The organism is Flavobacterium piscis, from assembly GCF_031457575.1.
Lineage (GTDB): Bacteria > Bacteroidota > Bacteroidia > Flavobacteriales > Flavobacteriaceae > Flavobacterium > Flavobacterium piscis_A.
The window spans coordinates 86,547-102,208 of record NZ_JAVDWQ010000003.1 but is presented as its reverse complement, the minus strand read 5'-3'; the positions used below and the strand labels follow the sequence as shown (position 1 = coordinate 102,208).

Genomic DNA, 15,662 nt, shown 5'->3' with positions numbered 1-15,662 from the left:
CTGAAGATTTAGTTTTTACATCAAAATCTTTAAAACGAAAAGCAAAAATAGTTATTTAATACCTTCAAACAATGAAAATATTCGAAAGAAACGTATTTTAGCACCAAAAATAAAGTCATGCTTTTTCTATATAATTCAGTCATTTTTATTGCAGGTTTTTTTCTTAAAATCGCAGCTCTTTTTAGCCCAAAAATCAAGCTTTTTATAGATGGCCGTAAAGATGTTTTTACCGTTCTAGAAGAAAAAATAAAACCGGAAGACAGAACTATTTGGTTTCATTCTGCCTCTCTTGGAGAATATGAGCAAGGTTTGCCTGTAATAGAAAAAATAAAAGAAAAACACCCTACGCATAAAATTATCATTACTTTCTTCTCCCCTTCCGGCTATGAAGTGCGTAAAAACAATACCGTTGCGGATGTTACTATTTATTTGCCTTTGGATAGTAAAAGTAATACCAGGAAATTTTTAAAATTAGCCCATCCTGAATTGGCGTTTTTTATTAAATATGAATTTTGGCTGAATTATTTACAAGAATTAAAAACAAAAAAAACTCCCACTTATTTGATCTCCGGAATTTTCAGGGACAATCAGATGTTTTTTAAATGGTATGGCGGGTTTTACCGAAAGGCACTGGAAACTTTTACTTATTTTTTTGTTCAGAATGAATATTCAAAAGAAAAAATTGAGTCAATTGGTTTTTATAACGTAATTGTTTCCGGAGACACACGTTTTGATCGTGTGGATGCTATTTTAGAAAGAAATAATTCACTGGATTTCATTGAAACTTTTAAAAACAATCAGCCAACAATAATCATTGGCAGTTCCTGGCCAAAAGATGAAACCTTACTTATTGACTATATTAATCAGTCTCCAGAAAACGTAAAATTCATCATTGCCCCACACAATATAAAATCAGAACAAATTGATAATCTAAAAAATGCTATCACAAAAAAAACGGTTTTATTTTCTGAAAAAGAAAACAAACCATTAGCAGATTATAGTGTTTTCATTATTAACACAGTTGGTTTATTAACTAAAATATATAGTTATGGAACTATTGCTTACGTTGGAGGCGGATTTGGAAACCCTGGCATACATAATATCTTAGAACCGGCTACCTTTGGGATGCCAATTGTAACAGGCCCTAATTATTCTAATTTTGCAGAAGCAATTGAATTAGTAAAAATTGAAGGCTGTATGGTTATTTCTAATAAACAAGAATTAAAACAGGCTTTTGACCACTTACTTTCAGATGAAAATTTACTAAAAGAAAAAGGGCAAATTTGCAAATCCTATATTCAGGACAATAAAGGAGCAACAAATACCATTATAAAAGCGATTTCAGAAATCAACTAAAAATTGAATGAGTCCTGATTTACTATCTGTTTTTTATCAAAAATTTTCAAAACGGACCTATTTCTCCTTTTTTTCACTATAAAATAATTAATCAAAAGTAAAATATACCGCAAGTAAGTAAATCAAAATAGCCAAATGTTTTTTAAATATTCAACGAAAAATAAAGTTTACAAAAAATAAAGCAATATGACGCATTTTGTTAAATTTGGCACATTATTTGATAAATAATAAAATCGGGTGCAAAAGGAAAATATTTTAAAAAAAAAATAAAAAAATATTTTACATATTAAAAAATTTATATCTTTGCCTCGAATTAATAATTAACCTTTTATAATAAAGTAAGATGAAAAAAGTATTTTTAAGTTTAGCTGTTGTTGCTGTTTTAACTGTTGTATCTTGTAAAAAAGCTGACGCTGCAGGTGCTGAAGGCGCAGATTCTACTGCTGTTGCTATTGATTCTGCTGCTGCTGTAGTTGATTCTGCTGCTGCTGTAGTTGACTCTGCTGCTGCTGTAGTTGATTCTGCTGCTGCTACTAAATAATTAGACACAGCTCTAAAGATTTTAAAACCATCCCGCCAGACGAGATGGTTTTTTTTTATTTGAAAATCAGAAACCAAAAAAATCCCCTGAATTTTCAATACTTTTTTACTCCCTACCAAGCTTAATCTTCAAAAATCAAATCATTCGATGAAAAGTCTAAAATCTCTGATTTTGAAGCATACAAAACAATTTCTTTTATTCCTTTCTGCAAAAGCAATTCCGTGGTATACTTACGGCTTGTCGCAAAATGAACATCACCCAACATCAATTTAAAGAAATATTTACCTCCAGAGCCTTTAAACTTTAAAAATTTAGCCAGTTCCATATTTACTTTAAACTTTTCAATATCTTCTTCACATTCAAATTTCAATTCATAACTCAAGCTTGTGAATATCACCTTCCCTTTTCTGGATGTAAACACAAATTTATATTCATCATTAAATCTTTTACTTATTACAAAAGCCCCCATTTAGTGTTGATTGTTGATTATTAATTGTTGATTATGACAAACAAATTTACTTCGCAATTTATTTATCACAAACGCGAGTTTACACAATAAAAAAAGCCTCTTCAAAAGAAGAGGCTTTAGTACTCAGAGCGGGACTTGAACCCGCACGAACATTGCTGTTCACTGGATTTTAAGTCCAGCGTGTCTACCAATTTCACCATCCGAGCATTAAACTTTTAAATGTTTATTTCCTTAATTTTAAAAAAATCAATCAAACACACACCATTCAAGCATTATATGGTTTTGAGCGAAAAACGGGGCTCGAACCCGCGACCTCGACCTTGGCAAGGTCGCGCTCTACCAACTGAGCTATTTTCGCGTTTCAAATTTTAGTAAGAACTGCAACACTTAACTTGTTCCGTATTGCGGATGCAAATTTAGGACATTTATTCAATTAAACAAGCCTTTTTTGAAAAAAAATCATACTTATTTTATAACCTTCTGATAACCTAAACTTTAAATATTAAAATTTATTTCTTAACCAGCATTCTTTTTATCTCATTGAGTTTCATCAATGCTTCAACAGGTGTTATTGCATTTATATCAAGACTCAGTATTTCTTCCTTTATTTCTTCTAACAAAGGATCATCCAAATTAAAGAAACTCATTTGCATTTCATCACCGGCAGATTTGATTCCGTTTAAGGCATCACTTGAGTGGTTCTTTTCTAATTTCTTTAATAACTTCTGTGCTTTCAAAATTACAATTTGAGGCATTCCGGCCATTTTTGCTACATGAATTCCAAAACTATGGGCACTTCCTCCTTTTACCAGTTTACGGATAAAAAGAACAGTATCTTTTAATTCTTTTACCGCAACATTATAATTCTGGATTCTCGGCAAGGATTCTGTCATTTCATTTAACTCATGATAATGCGTTGCAAATAAGGTTTTAGGTTTCGACGGATGTTCGTGTAAAAACTCAGCAATAGCCCATGCAATCGAAATTCCGTCATACGTACTCGTTCCTCTTCCAATTTCATCTAATAAAACTAAACTTCTGTCTGATATATTGTTCAAAATCGACGCCGTTTCGTTCATCTCTACCATAAAAGTCGATTCTCCCATCGAAATATTATCCGAAGCACCAACTCTGGTAAAGATTTTATCTACAATACCCATTCTAACGTTGTCTGCCGGAACAAAACTTCCCATTTGAGCCAATAATACGATTAAAGCCGTTTGTCTCAAAATAGCCGACTTACCAGACATGTTAGGACCTGTAATCATAATAATTTGCTGGGTTTCCCTATCCAAATAAACATCATTGGCGATATATGGAGTTCCAACCGGCAATTGTTTTTCAATTACAGGATGCCTCCCATTTTTGATTTCCAATTCAAATGTTTCATCAATTTCCGGACAAACGTATTCATTTTCGACAGCCAATTGCGTAAACGAACACAAACAATCTAATTGTGCCACCAAACTGGCATTCATTTGAACGGGTTTGATATAAGTAGCAATCCAGGCAACTAACTGCTCAAAAAGTTCTGATTCAATTTTATGGATTTTTTCTTCGGCACCTAAAATCTTCGTTTCGTATTCTTTTAATTCTTCGGTAATATAACGTTCTGCATTTACCAACGTTTGTTTACGAATCCATTCTTCCGGTACTTTATCTTTATGTGTATTTCGAACTTCTATATAATACCCGAAAACATTATTAAAAGATATTTTTAAAGAAGAAATTCCGGTTCTCTCTGATTCTCTTTTTTCAATTCCTTCCAGATATTCTTTTCCTGAAGTAGAAATAGCACGTAAATCGTCTAATTCTTCACTAATTCCTTTAGCGATTGCATTTCCTTTCGAAACCGCTACCGGCGCATCCTGATTTAAGGTGGTTTTGATTTTTTCTCTTAATAAATCACAAGCATGCAAGCTATCTCCAATAATTTTCACTGCTTCTTGCGGACTTTCAAGCGCCAATGTTTTTATCGGAATAATAGCATCCAGAGATTCTTTTAAATAAACAATCTCGCGAGGTGAAACTTTTCCTGCGGCAATCTTAGAAATCAAACGCTCTAAATCTGAAATTTGTTTAATCTGATATTGGATCTTTTGCAGAACCTCAGAATTTGATTTTAAATACGAAACCACATCATGACGTCCTTTTATTTTGTTACTGTCTTTTAAAGGAAGCGCCAGCCATCGTTTTAACAAACGCCCTCCCATTGGCGAAAGCGTTCTGTCAATAACATCTAAAAGCGTTACGGCATTTGGATTATAACTATGATATAATTCCAGGTTTCTGATTGTAAAACGATCCATCCAAACATAGGCATCTTCGGCAATACGCTGAATCGCTGTGATATGCTGCACGCGATTATGTTGTGTTTCTGACAAATAGTACAAAATTGCTCCGGAAGCAATAATCCCTTCTTTCAATTCTTCAATACCAAAACCTTTTAAGGAAACGGTTTGAAAATGTTTTGTTAAAGTTTCTAAAGCATAATCTTCTTTGTAAATCCAGTCTTCTAAATAAAAACTATGAAAATCATCTCCAAAAGCATCTCTAAAATCACCTTTGTTATTTTTTGGAACCAGAACTTCACTTGGATTGAAATTCTGCAGCAATTTATCTATGTATTCTGCATTTCCCTGGGCCGTTAAAAATTCTCCCGTTGAAACATCCAAAAAGGAAATTCCTATATTTTTATTAGCAAAATAAACTGAAGCTAAAAAGTTATTTGATTTAGATTGTAAAACCTCATCATTTAAAGAAACACCCGGAGTTACAAGTTCAGTAACGCCACGTTTTACAATAGTCTTGGTCATTTTCGGGTCTTCAAGCTGATCGCAAATCGCAACACGAAGTCCTGCCTTTACCAATTTTGGCAAATACGTGTTAATAGAATGGTGCGGAAATCCCGCTAATGCAGTTTCAGTTTCTGAGCCTGCCCCTCTTTTGGTTAATGTTATACCAAGAATTTTAGAGGCCCGAACTGCATCTTCTCCAAAGGTTTCATAAAAATCCCCTACTCTGAAAAGCAGACATGCATCAGGATATTTTCTCTTGATTTCGTTATACTGTTTCATTAAGGGTGTTTCTTTCACCACTTTTTCTTTCGCTGCCAAATTATTGTATTTTTTAGTAAAAATTGTGACAGCGAATTTATGACATTTTGAAGGAATAATAAACTGCTTCAAAAATTAAAATTTTTAAGTAAATTTTAAGTTGAGATATAAGAATTTTATATAGATTTGTTGATAATTAAATCAAAGATTACAAATGATGAAAAAAATAATTTTATTCGCTATGCTGGCAGTATTAGGAGTGGCTACTTCCAACGCTCAAAGTACCAAAAAAGCAACTCCAAAAGAAGCTAAAGTTCAGGGAGCAGGAATGGTTTTTGAAAATGAAACTATTGATTATGGAACTATCGAGCACAATGCTGATGGAAAACGTGAGTTTGTTTTTGTAAATAACGGAACAAAACCTTTGATCATTACCAACACACAAGGATCTTGCGGTTGTACAGTACCAACAAGTCCAAAAGAGCCAATTGCTCCTGGTGGCAAAGGTATTATTGGTGTAAAATATGCTACTGACAGAGTTGGTGCATTTACAAAAACGGTAACTGTTACTTCTAATGCTGAAGGACAACCAACAAAAACGCTTACTATTAAAGGTACTGTTTTACCAGCTCCTGTAAAAAGCTAAATTGGAAAACAATAAAATAATCGAAAAAGCTTCCTTATATTTGGAAGCTTTTTTTATGACCTGAAGAATTCAACCTAAATGAGAAAACTCGAAAATAGCGAACTAGACCGAAAATCAATTGATGATTTTAAAAAATCAGACAAAACACCTCTGATTTTAGTATTAGATGATATTCGCAGCCTGCATAATATAGGTTCCGTTTTTAGGACTGCCGATGCTTTTTTGATAGAAAAAATAATTCTGTGTGGTATTACGGCCACTCCTCCTAATAAAGAAATTCATAAAACGGCGCTTGGAGCTACCGAAACTGTTGCATGGGAACATCATGAGAATGTATTGGAAGTTATTGAAAATCTAAAAAAAGAAAATGTACTCACTATGGCTATTGAACAAGTAGAAAGTGCTGTTTTCCTTCAGGATTTTAAAGTCGAAAAAAATCAAAAATATGCTTTAGTTTTTGGTAACGAAGTTTATGGCGTTTCTCAGGAAGCCGTTGCTATTTGCGACGGATGTATTGAAATTCCGCAATTGGGTACTAAACATTCTTTAAACATTGCTGTTAGTGCCGGGATAGTTGTTTGGGATTTATTTAAAAAAATCAATTGGAATTTATGATATATGTAAAAATTATCGTTTTTTAAACAAAAAAAGTTAATCATAGCATTTATTCACAACTCTCTTAACTACTTTTACTAAAAGAGTTTACAAATTAATTCGCCATGAAAAAAACGTTTTTGCTGTTTTTATTTTTATCCAGTTTTCTTTGTTCATCTCAATACACATTGATTCCTGATTCAAATTTTGAAAAAGCATTGATTGATTTAGGAATTGATAGCGGCACTATTGATGGCAAAGTACTTACAGCCAAGGTGAGTGGGATTGCTCATTTGGGTGTTAGAAATAAAGGTATTACTGATTTAACAGGATTACAGGATTTTTTATCATTAACGTTTTTACAATGTAGTGATAATCAATTAACCAGTCTGGATGTTACCAAAAATACTGCTTTGATTGTTTTGGATTGTCAGGTTAATTCAATAAGCAGTTTAGATGTTACTAAAAATACGGCTTTGACTACTTTGAATTGTTCTCAAAATCAATTAACCAGTTTAGATGTCACTAAAAATACGCCTTTGACTGATTTATTTTGTGGTGCTAATCAAATACGCAGTTTAGATGTTACTAAAAATACGGCTTTGACTACTTTGGTTTGTTTCATGAACCAATTAACAGATTTAGATCTTTCCACAAACATCGTTTTAAGAGATCTAAGCTGTCACGTTAATAATTTATCAAACCTTGATGTTTCTAATAATATTGCTTTGAGTGGCGTAAATGTCAGTAATAATCATTTAACTTCTTTAAGCATTTCTAATAATCCCGATCTGCGAGCTTTAAGCTGTGACAATAATCAGTTAACCAGTTTAGATATTTCTAAAAATCAAGATTTATTTTTTTTTCACTGCAATAATAATCAATTAACCAGTTTAAATTTAAAAAACGGAAATAATACAAAACTAGCACAACTGGATTTTAAGTCAAATTCAAGTCTTGCCTGCATACAAGTGGACAATAAATTATATTCTGATGCAAATTGGCCTGCATACAAAGATCCTTTTGCTTTGTACGCAAACAAGTGTAATACAATAGCAACTGCTCCACCAGTATTAAAAGCTACAGGAGATCAATTATATTGTTCACCTACCAATATCAATATCGTTACTGATTTTTCTATCACCCACGATCCAAACGAAACAGGAACGCAGGCAGCCTATATTCAAATCTCGTCCGGTTATTCTTCCGGCTTTGATATGTTAAAACTTTTAAATCCAACATTACATCCAAATATAAAAGAAAGTTGGGATACTTTATCGGGTAAACTCACTCTATCAAGTCCAACAGGTATTGATTTATTATATTCAGATATTGTGTCTGCAGTAAAAGATCTTGTATTTACAAATTCCTCAGCAACAGCAAGCGGCAACAGAACATTCTCTATTACTATTGGTCAGGCCAATTATTTACCATCAACAAAACATTTTTATTTGTTTGTTCCCAACGTTGGCATTACCTGGACTAATGCAAAGGCCGCTGCAGAAGCAAGTAATTACTATGGTCTTAAAGGGTATCTGGCTACCATTCTATCTGCAGATGAGGCAAAATTAATTGGGGAACAAGCCTCCGGAACCGGATGGATTGGCGGAAGTGATGCCGAAACCGAAGGCACATGGAAATGGGTTACAGGTCCGGAAGCGGGTACAAATATGAGTTATACTTTTTGGAATAATAATGAGCCAAACAACTTAGGTGAAGAAGATTATGCCCATATTACACAACCGGGAATTGGAATAAGGGGATCATGGAATGACTTATCCAATACAGGGTCATTGAATTCCGGTGATGCTTATCAGCCAAAAGGATATGTTGTAGAATATGGGGGAATGCCGGGCGAATTACCACTGGAAATAGCAGCCAGTACAAAGATCACTATTCCTGTAATTAACTCTACCACAAGTGGCAGCGTTTGCGATTCAGGGACTATTACCTTAACCGCGACTGCCTCAACTGGTACAATTAACTGGTACAATACTGCCATTGGAGGTACGTCATTAAGTACAGGACCTACTTTTACGACTCCAACAATAAGTGCAACCACAACATACTTTGTTGATGCAGGATGCGAAGCAAACCGAAAAGCCGTTACTGCTACTGTCAACACTACTCCTAATAATCCAACCGTTTCAGCACCGGTCTCAAGATGCGGTACAGGAAGCGTAGTACTGGAAGCAACATCAAATATTGGTATTATCAATTGGTTCACAACTTCTACAGGAGGAACAAGCGTTTATACAGGCAATAATTTTCCCACGCCGTTAATTTCTACAAACACAACCTATTATGCCGAAGCTTCAAGTAATGGATGTATCAATAGTAATCGTGTACCAGTAAATATCATAATTTACACCCCGCCCGCAGTTACTGATGAACAAGATATTATTTTATGCGAGACAGAAACAATAGTACTGGATGCAAAAATAACCGGAGTGAACTATGTATGGTCGACAGGTGAAACTACACAAACCATCACAATTTCCAAACCAGGAACTTATACTGTAAATGTAACCAGCCCGACTCCTGAAAATTGCACAAGCGCTAAAACAATTACAGTAATTGAGTATAAAAAACCAATTATTAAAGACATAGATGTTGATGAAAGAACCGTCAGCATTAATCTGGCAAATTATGAAGATTATTTTGAATTCTCCGTAGATGGTGAAAATTTCCAGTCTTCCAATGTTTTTTATGATGTTCCCGGCGGATTGCAAACTGCATATGTAAGAACAATAAACAATCTATGCAGTACCAATGAAGTTAGTGAGAATTTTATAGTTTTGATTATCCCTTCTTTTTTTACACCAAATAATGACTCTTACAATGATATTTGGGAAGTGACCGGAATTGAAAATTATCCTCAGGCCGAAGTTACTATTTTTGACCGCTATGGAAAACTTATCGTAAAACTTAATGCATCTAAAATAAGCTGGGACGGTACTTTTAATAAAACGCTGTTACCAGCATCTGATTACTGGTATGTCTTAAAAATTGATAACAATACTCCCTTTTTCAGAGGACATTTTTCGTTGAAGAGATAATTTAATTAGAAAATTTGTCAATTAGATAATTCCAGAAAATGCTATAATCATAATGCTTTTTGTAAATTAATTTTATCGGGTAATTATTCTCCTTTTCTAATTAACACATTATCCAATCTTCTTCTGAATTTCACCTAAAACAAAAAGATAATCATCGTGATTTTTCACAAAATCACGATCGGAAACATCGATTATTAAAACATTGAGATCAGTTTCAGATTTAATATATTCTAAATATCCTGTATTGATTTTATCCAAATAATCTGCCTCGATATTTTGTTCGTAATTTCGCCCGCGTTTCTTAATATTTTCAAGTAACCTTTCTGTGTTTTGATACAAATAAATATACAAATCAGGTTTTGGCATTTCTTTATAAATAATATCAAACAAATTTCGATACAGCCTATATTCATCTTCTGCAAGTGTAATTTTAGCAAAAATCAGTGATTTAAAAATATGATAATCTGCTACGATAAAATCCTTAAATAAATCAAATTGTGCCAAATCATCTGACAATTGCTGATAGCGATCTGCCAGAAAAGACATTTCGAGCGGAAAAGCATATCGGTTCTGGTCTTTGTAAAATTTGGGCAAAAATGGATTATCGGCAAAACGTTCCAGAACAGTTTTTGCATTAAAATCTTCGGCGATTTTGTGTGCCAAGGTCGTTTTTCCGGCACCAATATTCCCTTCAAATGCAATATAATTAAATCGTTCCAAAGGAATTTGCTGCAATGGGTTTTTCAAATCCTGAACTTCTGTACAAACGCTGTCATCTGGTGTAACAGCGATTAACTCTGAAATTGTTTTTTGAAAAACAGGATGTTTCCAGTCTAACTTCAAATCCTGCATGGGCAGTAAAACAAAATTTCGATTTTGCATTAGCGGATGTGGAATCCGGAGTTTTTCAGAATCGATTATTTCATTATCAAAAACAATCAGATCTACATCAATAATCCGGGATTGATACCCTTGTTGGGCTGACCGGATCCGACCCAATTGTTTTTCCACTTTCAAAACCAGATTGAGTATTTTTTGTGCTGATAAATGCGTGTGCAACAGCAAAGCACAATTATAAAAAGCATCACTTTCAAAACCCCAGGCTGGAGTTTCATATAGTTTAGAAACCCGAATTACGGCTCCCACTTCCTGATGTATCAAATTAATACAACTTTCGATGTTTTCTAACCGATTCCCCTGATTACTACCTATAGCTAAAACGACCTGATGCTGTGATTTCATAATTAATGCAAATTAACTAAAAGTATTTTAGAATTAACAATATATTTGTGAAACGGGTTATCATTCAATTCTGAATTTAAATGTAAAAAATCTGTAACAAACCAACCTTTTCTACTACTTATTAAAAAAATGTATTTATGAAATTTCTAGGAAATGTAATCGCAACAGTTATTGGTATTTTTGTTTTTATCATGCTGTTCTTTTTTGGCGTAATTCTTATTGGAGCTATTTTTGGAGGAAATGATACTGTTTCTGTTAAAGCTAATTCTGTCATAGAGTTGAATTTAAAAAATATTCAAAACGACTATGCCGGAAAATATAAAGATCCCTGGGTAAATGTTTTCTCTGACAAAAAAGGAATTGGTGTAACAGATGTTATTAATGCAATAGAGGCTGCTAAAACTGATGATAAGATTAAAGGGATTTCTATTTTAAACGATGAGTCTTCATTAGGATTAGCACAGTATAAAGATTTAAGAAATGCGCTTGAGGGTTTTAAAAAATCAGGTAAGTTCGTCTGGGCGTATGCCAATACTTATTCTCAAAAAGAGTATTATTTAAACTCCGTGGCTAATACCATTTATTTAAATCCGGTTGGAGATCTGGATTTTAAAGGTCTTTCGTCTGAAGTAATGTTTTTTAAAGATTTTCAGGAAAAATCAGGCATCCACATGGAAGTAATACGTCACGGAAAATACAAAAGTGCGGTTGAGCCTTTTCTGGAAAACAAGATGAGTGATGCTAACAGAGAACAAATTACATCCCTTTTAAATTCTATCTGGTCATCAGTTACTGCAGATATTTCAAAAAGCAGAAATATTCCGGTTGCCAGACTAAATGAAATCGCCAACGGATTATTAGCCCGAACTCCCGAAATGGCTAAAACACAAAATCTGGTTGACATTGTTGCCTATGAAGATGTTTATCACAATGCCATAAAAAAGGCATTGAAAGTTACTGGCGATGATGATTATAATAAAATTTCAATTACAGATTATACACAAAATAATGTTACAACTGCTTTAGCCAATACATCGAACGACCAGATTGCCATTATTTACGCTCAGGGCGAGATCATGGGGGGTGAAGGAGATGTAAACGTAATTGGAGAGGGATCTATGCGTCGTTCATTACAGGAAGCCCGAAAAAATGATGATGTAAAAGCTATTGTACTTAGAATTAATAGTCCGGGAGGAAGCGCCCTGACTTCTGATCTGATCTGGAGAGAAATAGAAATTACCAAAAAGGTAAAACCTGTTGTGGTTTCTATGGGGAACTATGCTGCTTCAGGTGGCTATTATATTGCTTGTAATGCTAATAAAATCTTTGCTGAAAGCAATACTATTACGGGCTCAATTGGTGTTTTTGGAATTTTGCCCAACTTTACTCCTCTGGCTAATAAATTAGGAGTTAATACTGAGCAGGTAAAAACACATGAAAACTCGGCTAATTATAGTCCGTTTGTTCCGGTTGATGAAAAATTTAAAGCGTTTACTCTTGAAAGTGTAGAACATATTTACAACACTTTTGTTGCCCATGTTGCCCAAGGTCGAAAAATGACTTTCGCCCAGGTTGATGCTATTGCCCAAGGTCGTGTATGGGCTGGTTCTGAAGCCATAAAAATAGGGCTGGTAGATAAAATAGGAGGGCTGAATGATGCGATTGCAGAAGCTGCAAAAATTGCAAAAATTAAATCCTACAGTACTAAGAACTATCCTGAATACGAAAAAAGCTTTAATGATCTTTTGTCCAATTTGCCTTTTGCAAAATCAAAAGAAGCTTTTATCAAAGAAGAAATTGGCGAAGAAAATTATGTTTTAATAGAACAAATCAAAAGATTTCAACGACAAAAAGGTGTTCAGGCCATGATCCCTTATGGAATAAATATTAAATAAAACATCATAAACTGTTATTATAATCCGTTTGAATAAATTCAAACGGATTTTTTTGTTTCTTTATAAAAGTAAAAAAAATGATTTTCTTATTTTTATAAAAAATTGCAAAAGCCTTCCGGTATAAAGTTTATTTTTGCAGGAAGCAAAGATTAAATTTTGTACTATAATTTTAAACCTCAAATCATTGTTATGTTAAAAAAAATTCTAAAAATTTCAGGAATTGTACTCGTGGTTTTTATTGCCACATTATTTGCTATTCCCTATTTTTTCCAAGATCAGATAAAAGCAAAAATTGCACAGGCGATCAACGAAAATGTTGATGCAAAAGTAAGTTTTGCCGATGCTGATTTAAGTTTATTCAAAAACTTTCCTAATGCTACGGTTGGAATCGAGAAACTCGTTATCATCAACAAGGCACCTTTTGAAGGAGATACATTAGTTTCGTTAGGAGAATTGAATTTAAAAATGAGCATTAAAGAACTTTTTAAAGGAAAAGATGAACCTATGAGCATCGAAGGAATCAGTTCTGAAAATGGTTTGATAAATATTATTTTCAATAAAGATGGTGTAGGAAATTTTGACATCGCCTTAAAAGACCAGGAAAAAAGCACATCCGATGGTAAGAGCAAACCACTTTCGTTAAAAATTCAGAACTATAAAATAGAAAATTTTACTTTCAGATATATCGATCAGGGTTCGAAAATAAAGATGGTTATTGACAGTTTAAATCACGAAGGAACCGGAGATTTCACTAACTCTAAACTCGATTTAACAACAAAATCAACTGCTAAGATTTCTTTGGATATGGACAAAGTCAATTATATGAAAAATATAGCGCTGACTTTAGATGCCGTTTTAGGAATTGATTTAGATCAAAGCAAGTACACTTTTAAGCAAAATAAAGCTTTAATTAACCAATTGCCTTTAGAATTTGATGGATTTATACAAATGGTTGACGCAGGTCAGATTTATGATTTGAAATTTAAAACACCTACCTCATCATTTACTAATTTCTTAGGATTAATACCTTCGGCTTATTCCTCTAGTTTAGATGGCGTAAAAACTACGGGGGATTTTACAATTACAGGTTTTGCAAAAGGGCAATTAACAGACACAACAGTTCCCCAATTTAATATTGCAATCGCATCCCACAATGCTTCTTTTCAATATCCTAATTTGCCAAAATCAGTTCAGAATATTGTTATCGATACTAAAATTATTAATGAAACAGGAATACTAAATGACACTTATGTCAATTTAGACAAATTAACATTCAAAATTGATCAGGATGTATTTAGCGCTAAAGCAAATATTAAAAACATTACAGTAAATCCTATTGTTGATGCTGCCTTAAAAGGAACCATCAATTTGGCGAACCTGTCAAAAGCATATCCAATAAAAATGGATAAACCATTGGCAGGAATTTTAAAAGCCGATGTTACGACCCATTTTGATATGGCGTCTGTAGAAAAAAGCCAATATGAAAACATTAAAAATGCGGGTACAATGAGCTTGTCAGGATTTAAATATACTGACGAAAACAACAAGTCAATGAACATCAGTACTGCTTTGGTTGAATTTAATCCGAGCACCATCAGCCTTAAACAATTTAATGCAACAACTGGTAAAAGTGATATCAGTATCAATGGGGTTTTAGAGAATTTCTACGGTTTTATGTTTAAAAAACAAGAGCTGAAAGGAAACTTCAATATGAGTTCGAACCAGTTAGCTGTTGATGATTTTATGACCTCAGGCGAGCCGGAAACAGCAAAAACCGAAGCAAAACCAACTGAAGCCATGAAGATTCCGGCATTTTTAAACTGTACTTTAAATGCTAAGGCGAATACTGTTTTATATGATAATTTAAAACTAAAAGATGTTTCCGGTAAATTGATTGTAAAAGATGAAAAAGCTACTTTGGAAAACTTTAAAACTTCAATTTTTGGAGGAGTAATAGGTCTGAACGGAACAGTTTCGACCAAGCAAAAAGTACCTACATTTGATATGAATCTTGGTTTCAATCAAGTTGATATTGCCCAAACTTTCACTCAATTGGAAATGATGAAAAAAATTGCTCCAATTGCAGGGATTATTGATGGTAAATTAAATTCAACTATAAAGTTAAACGGAAATTTAAATGCAACGGAATTAACCCCAGATTTAAAATCACTTACTGGTGATTTATTGGGGCAATTACTTTCAACCACCGTTAATGCTAAAAACTCTACACTATTAAATGCTTTAGGTTCAAATATCAAATTTATTGATGTAAATAAGCTGAATTTAAATGATTTAAAAATGGCATTAACTTTTGAAAACGGAAAAGTAAACGTAAAACCGTTTGATATTAAATATCAGGATATCAAAGCTACAATTGGAGGAACCCATGGTTTTGACCAAACCATGAATTACAATGTTAAACTGGATGTACCAGCCAAATATTTAGGCACAGAAGCAAATGCTTTTATTGCGAAGATGTCGCCTGCTGATGCTGCAAAGCTGGAAAACATTCCAATAAATGCCATGTTGACAGGAAATTTTTCAAGCCCAAAAATTTCTACCGACACAAAAGAAGCAGTTAGCAATCTGACTACACAATTGGTTAGTCAACAAAAAGAAAAGCTGAAACAACAAGGAACTTCTGCTCTTACTGACTTGATTAATAAAAACACGAAAGCAAAAGACACCACAAAGACCGAAACTGAAAAGGAAAAAAACACACAGGAAACCACTAAAAAAGCCAGCGACTTATTAAATGGTTTATTCAATAAGAAAAAATAATCCAAAAGGGCCAATTAATTATA

The 15,662-nt window shown here is 33.4% G+C and carries 10 protein-coding genes and 2 tRNA genes; 7 read left to right on the top strand and 5 right to left on the bottom strand.

Features of this window, described 5'->3' with window-relative positions:
• Positions 1 to 117 precede the first annotated feature (117 nt).
• Both J2W48_RS05800 and J2W48_RS05795 read left to right on the top strand, forming a co-directional pair.
• A complete protein-coding gene (locus J2W48_RS05800) occupies positions 118 to 1,356 on the top strand; it encodes a 3-deoxy-D-manno-octulosonic acid transferase (protein WP_310279311.1) in 1,239 nt (412 codons plus the stop codon).
• 343 nt (positions 1,357 to 1,699) lie between these two features.
• Positions 1,700 to 1,897, top strand: coding sequence for a PG1828 family lipoprotein (locus tag J2W48_RS05795; protein ID WP_310279309.1), 198 nt, complete (start codon positions 1,700 to 1,702; stop codon positions 1,895 to 1,897).
• A 121-nt stretch (positions 1,898 to 2,018) separates the two neighbouring features.
• Here the strand turns inward: J2W48_RS05795 and J2W48_RS05790 are convergent, their stop codons facing one another.
• The 4 genes from J2W48_RS05790 to mutS form a co-directional block, all read right to left on the bottom strand.
• Positions 2,019 to 2,366 carry a DUF1508 domain-containing protein gene (locus J2W48_RS05790; RefSeq protein ID WP_310279307.1) on the bottom strand — a complete coding sequence of 116 codons (348 nt, stop codon included), beginning with the start codon at positions 2,364 to 2,366 and terminating at the stop codon, positions 2,019 to 2,021.
• A 120-nt stretch (positions 2,367 to 2,486) separates the two neighbouring features.
• Positions 2,487 to 2,572, bottom strand: a tRNA-Leu gene (locus J2W48_RS05785).
• A 79-nt stretch (positions 2,573 to 2,651) separates the two neighbouring features.
• Positions 2,652 to 2,724, bottom strand: a tRNA-Gly gene (locus J2W48_RS05780).
• Between the two features lie 151 nt (positions 2,725 to 2,875).
• The gene (gene mutS, locus J2W48_RS05775; protein WP_310279826.1) at positions 2,876 to 5,482 is read right to left on the bottom strand and encodes a DNA mismatch repair protein MutS; all 2,607 of its coding nucleotides are present in this window, start codon (positions 5,480 to 5,482) and stop codon (positions 2,876 to 2,878) included.
• A gap of 157 nt (positions 5,483 to 5,639) precedes the next feature.
• Between mutS and J2W48_RS05770 the strand changes: the two genes are divergently transcribed.
• From J2W48_RS05770 to J2W48_RS05760, 3 genes are all read left to right on the top strand, one after another.
• On the top strand, positions 5,640 to 6,068 hold the full coding sequence (locus J2W48_RS05770; protein WP_310279824.1) for a DUF1573 domain-containing protein: 429 nt from the start codon (positions 5,640 to 5,642) through the stop codon (positions 6,066 to 6,068).
• A 78-nt stretch (positions 6,069 to 6,146) separates the two neighbouring features.
• Positions 6,147 to 6,683 (top strand): RNA methyltransferase, encoded by a 537-nt coding sequence (locus J2W48_RS05765; protein WP_310279305.1) that lies wholly within the window; start codon positions 6,147 to 6,149, stop codon positions 6,681 to 6,683.
• A 104-nt stretch (positions 6,684 to 6,787) separates the two neighbouring features.
• Entirely contained in the window at positions 6,788 to 9,721 is a 2,934-nt protein-coding gene (locus tag J2W48_RS05760; protein WP_310279303.1) for an Ig-like domain-containing protein, read from the top strand.
• A 108-nt stretch (positions 9,722 to 9,829) separates the two neighbouring features.
• Here the strand turns inward: J2W48_RS05760 and folK are convergent, their stop codons facing one another.
• Positions 9,830 to 10,963, bottom strand: a complete 1,134-nt coding sequence (gene folK, locus J2W48_RS05755) for a 2-amino-4-hydroxy-6-hydroxymethyldihydropteridine diphosphokinase (RefSeq protein ID WP_310279301.1) — start codon at positions 10,961 to 10,963, stop codon at positions 9,830 to 9,832.
• A 137-nt stretch (positions 10,964 to 11,100) separates the two neighbouring features.
• Between folK and sppA the strand changes: the two genes are divergently transcribed.
• Both sppA and J2W48_RS05745 read left to right on the top strand, forming a co-directional pair.
• Positions 11,101 to 12,858, top strand: a complete 1,758-nt coding sequence (gene sppA, locus J2W48_RS05750) for a signal peptide peptidase SppA (protein ID WP_310279299.1) — start codon at positions 11,101 to 11,103, stop codon at positions 12,856 to 12,858.
• Between the two features lie 189 nt (positions 12,859 to 13,047).
• Positions 13,048 to 15,639 (top strand): AsmA-like C-terminal region-containing protein, encoded by a 2,592-nt coding sequence (locus tag J2W48_RS05745; RefSeq protein ID WP_310279297.1) that lies wholly within the window; start codon positions 13,048 to 13,050, stop codon positions 15,637 to 15,639.
• Positions 15,640 to 15,662 lie beyond the last annotated feature (23 nt).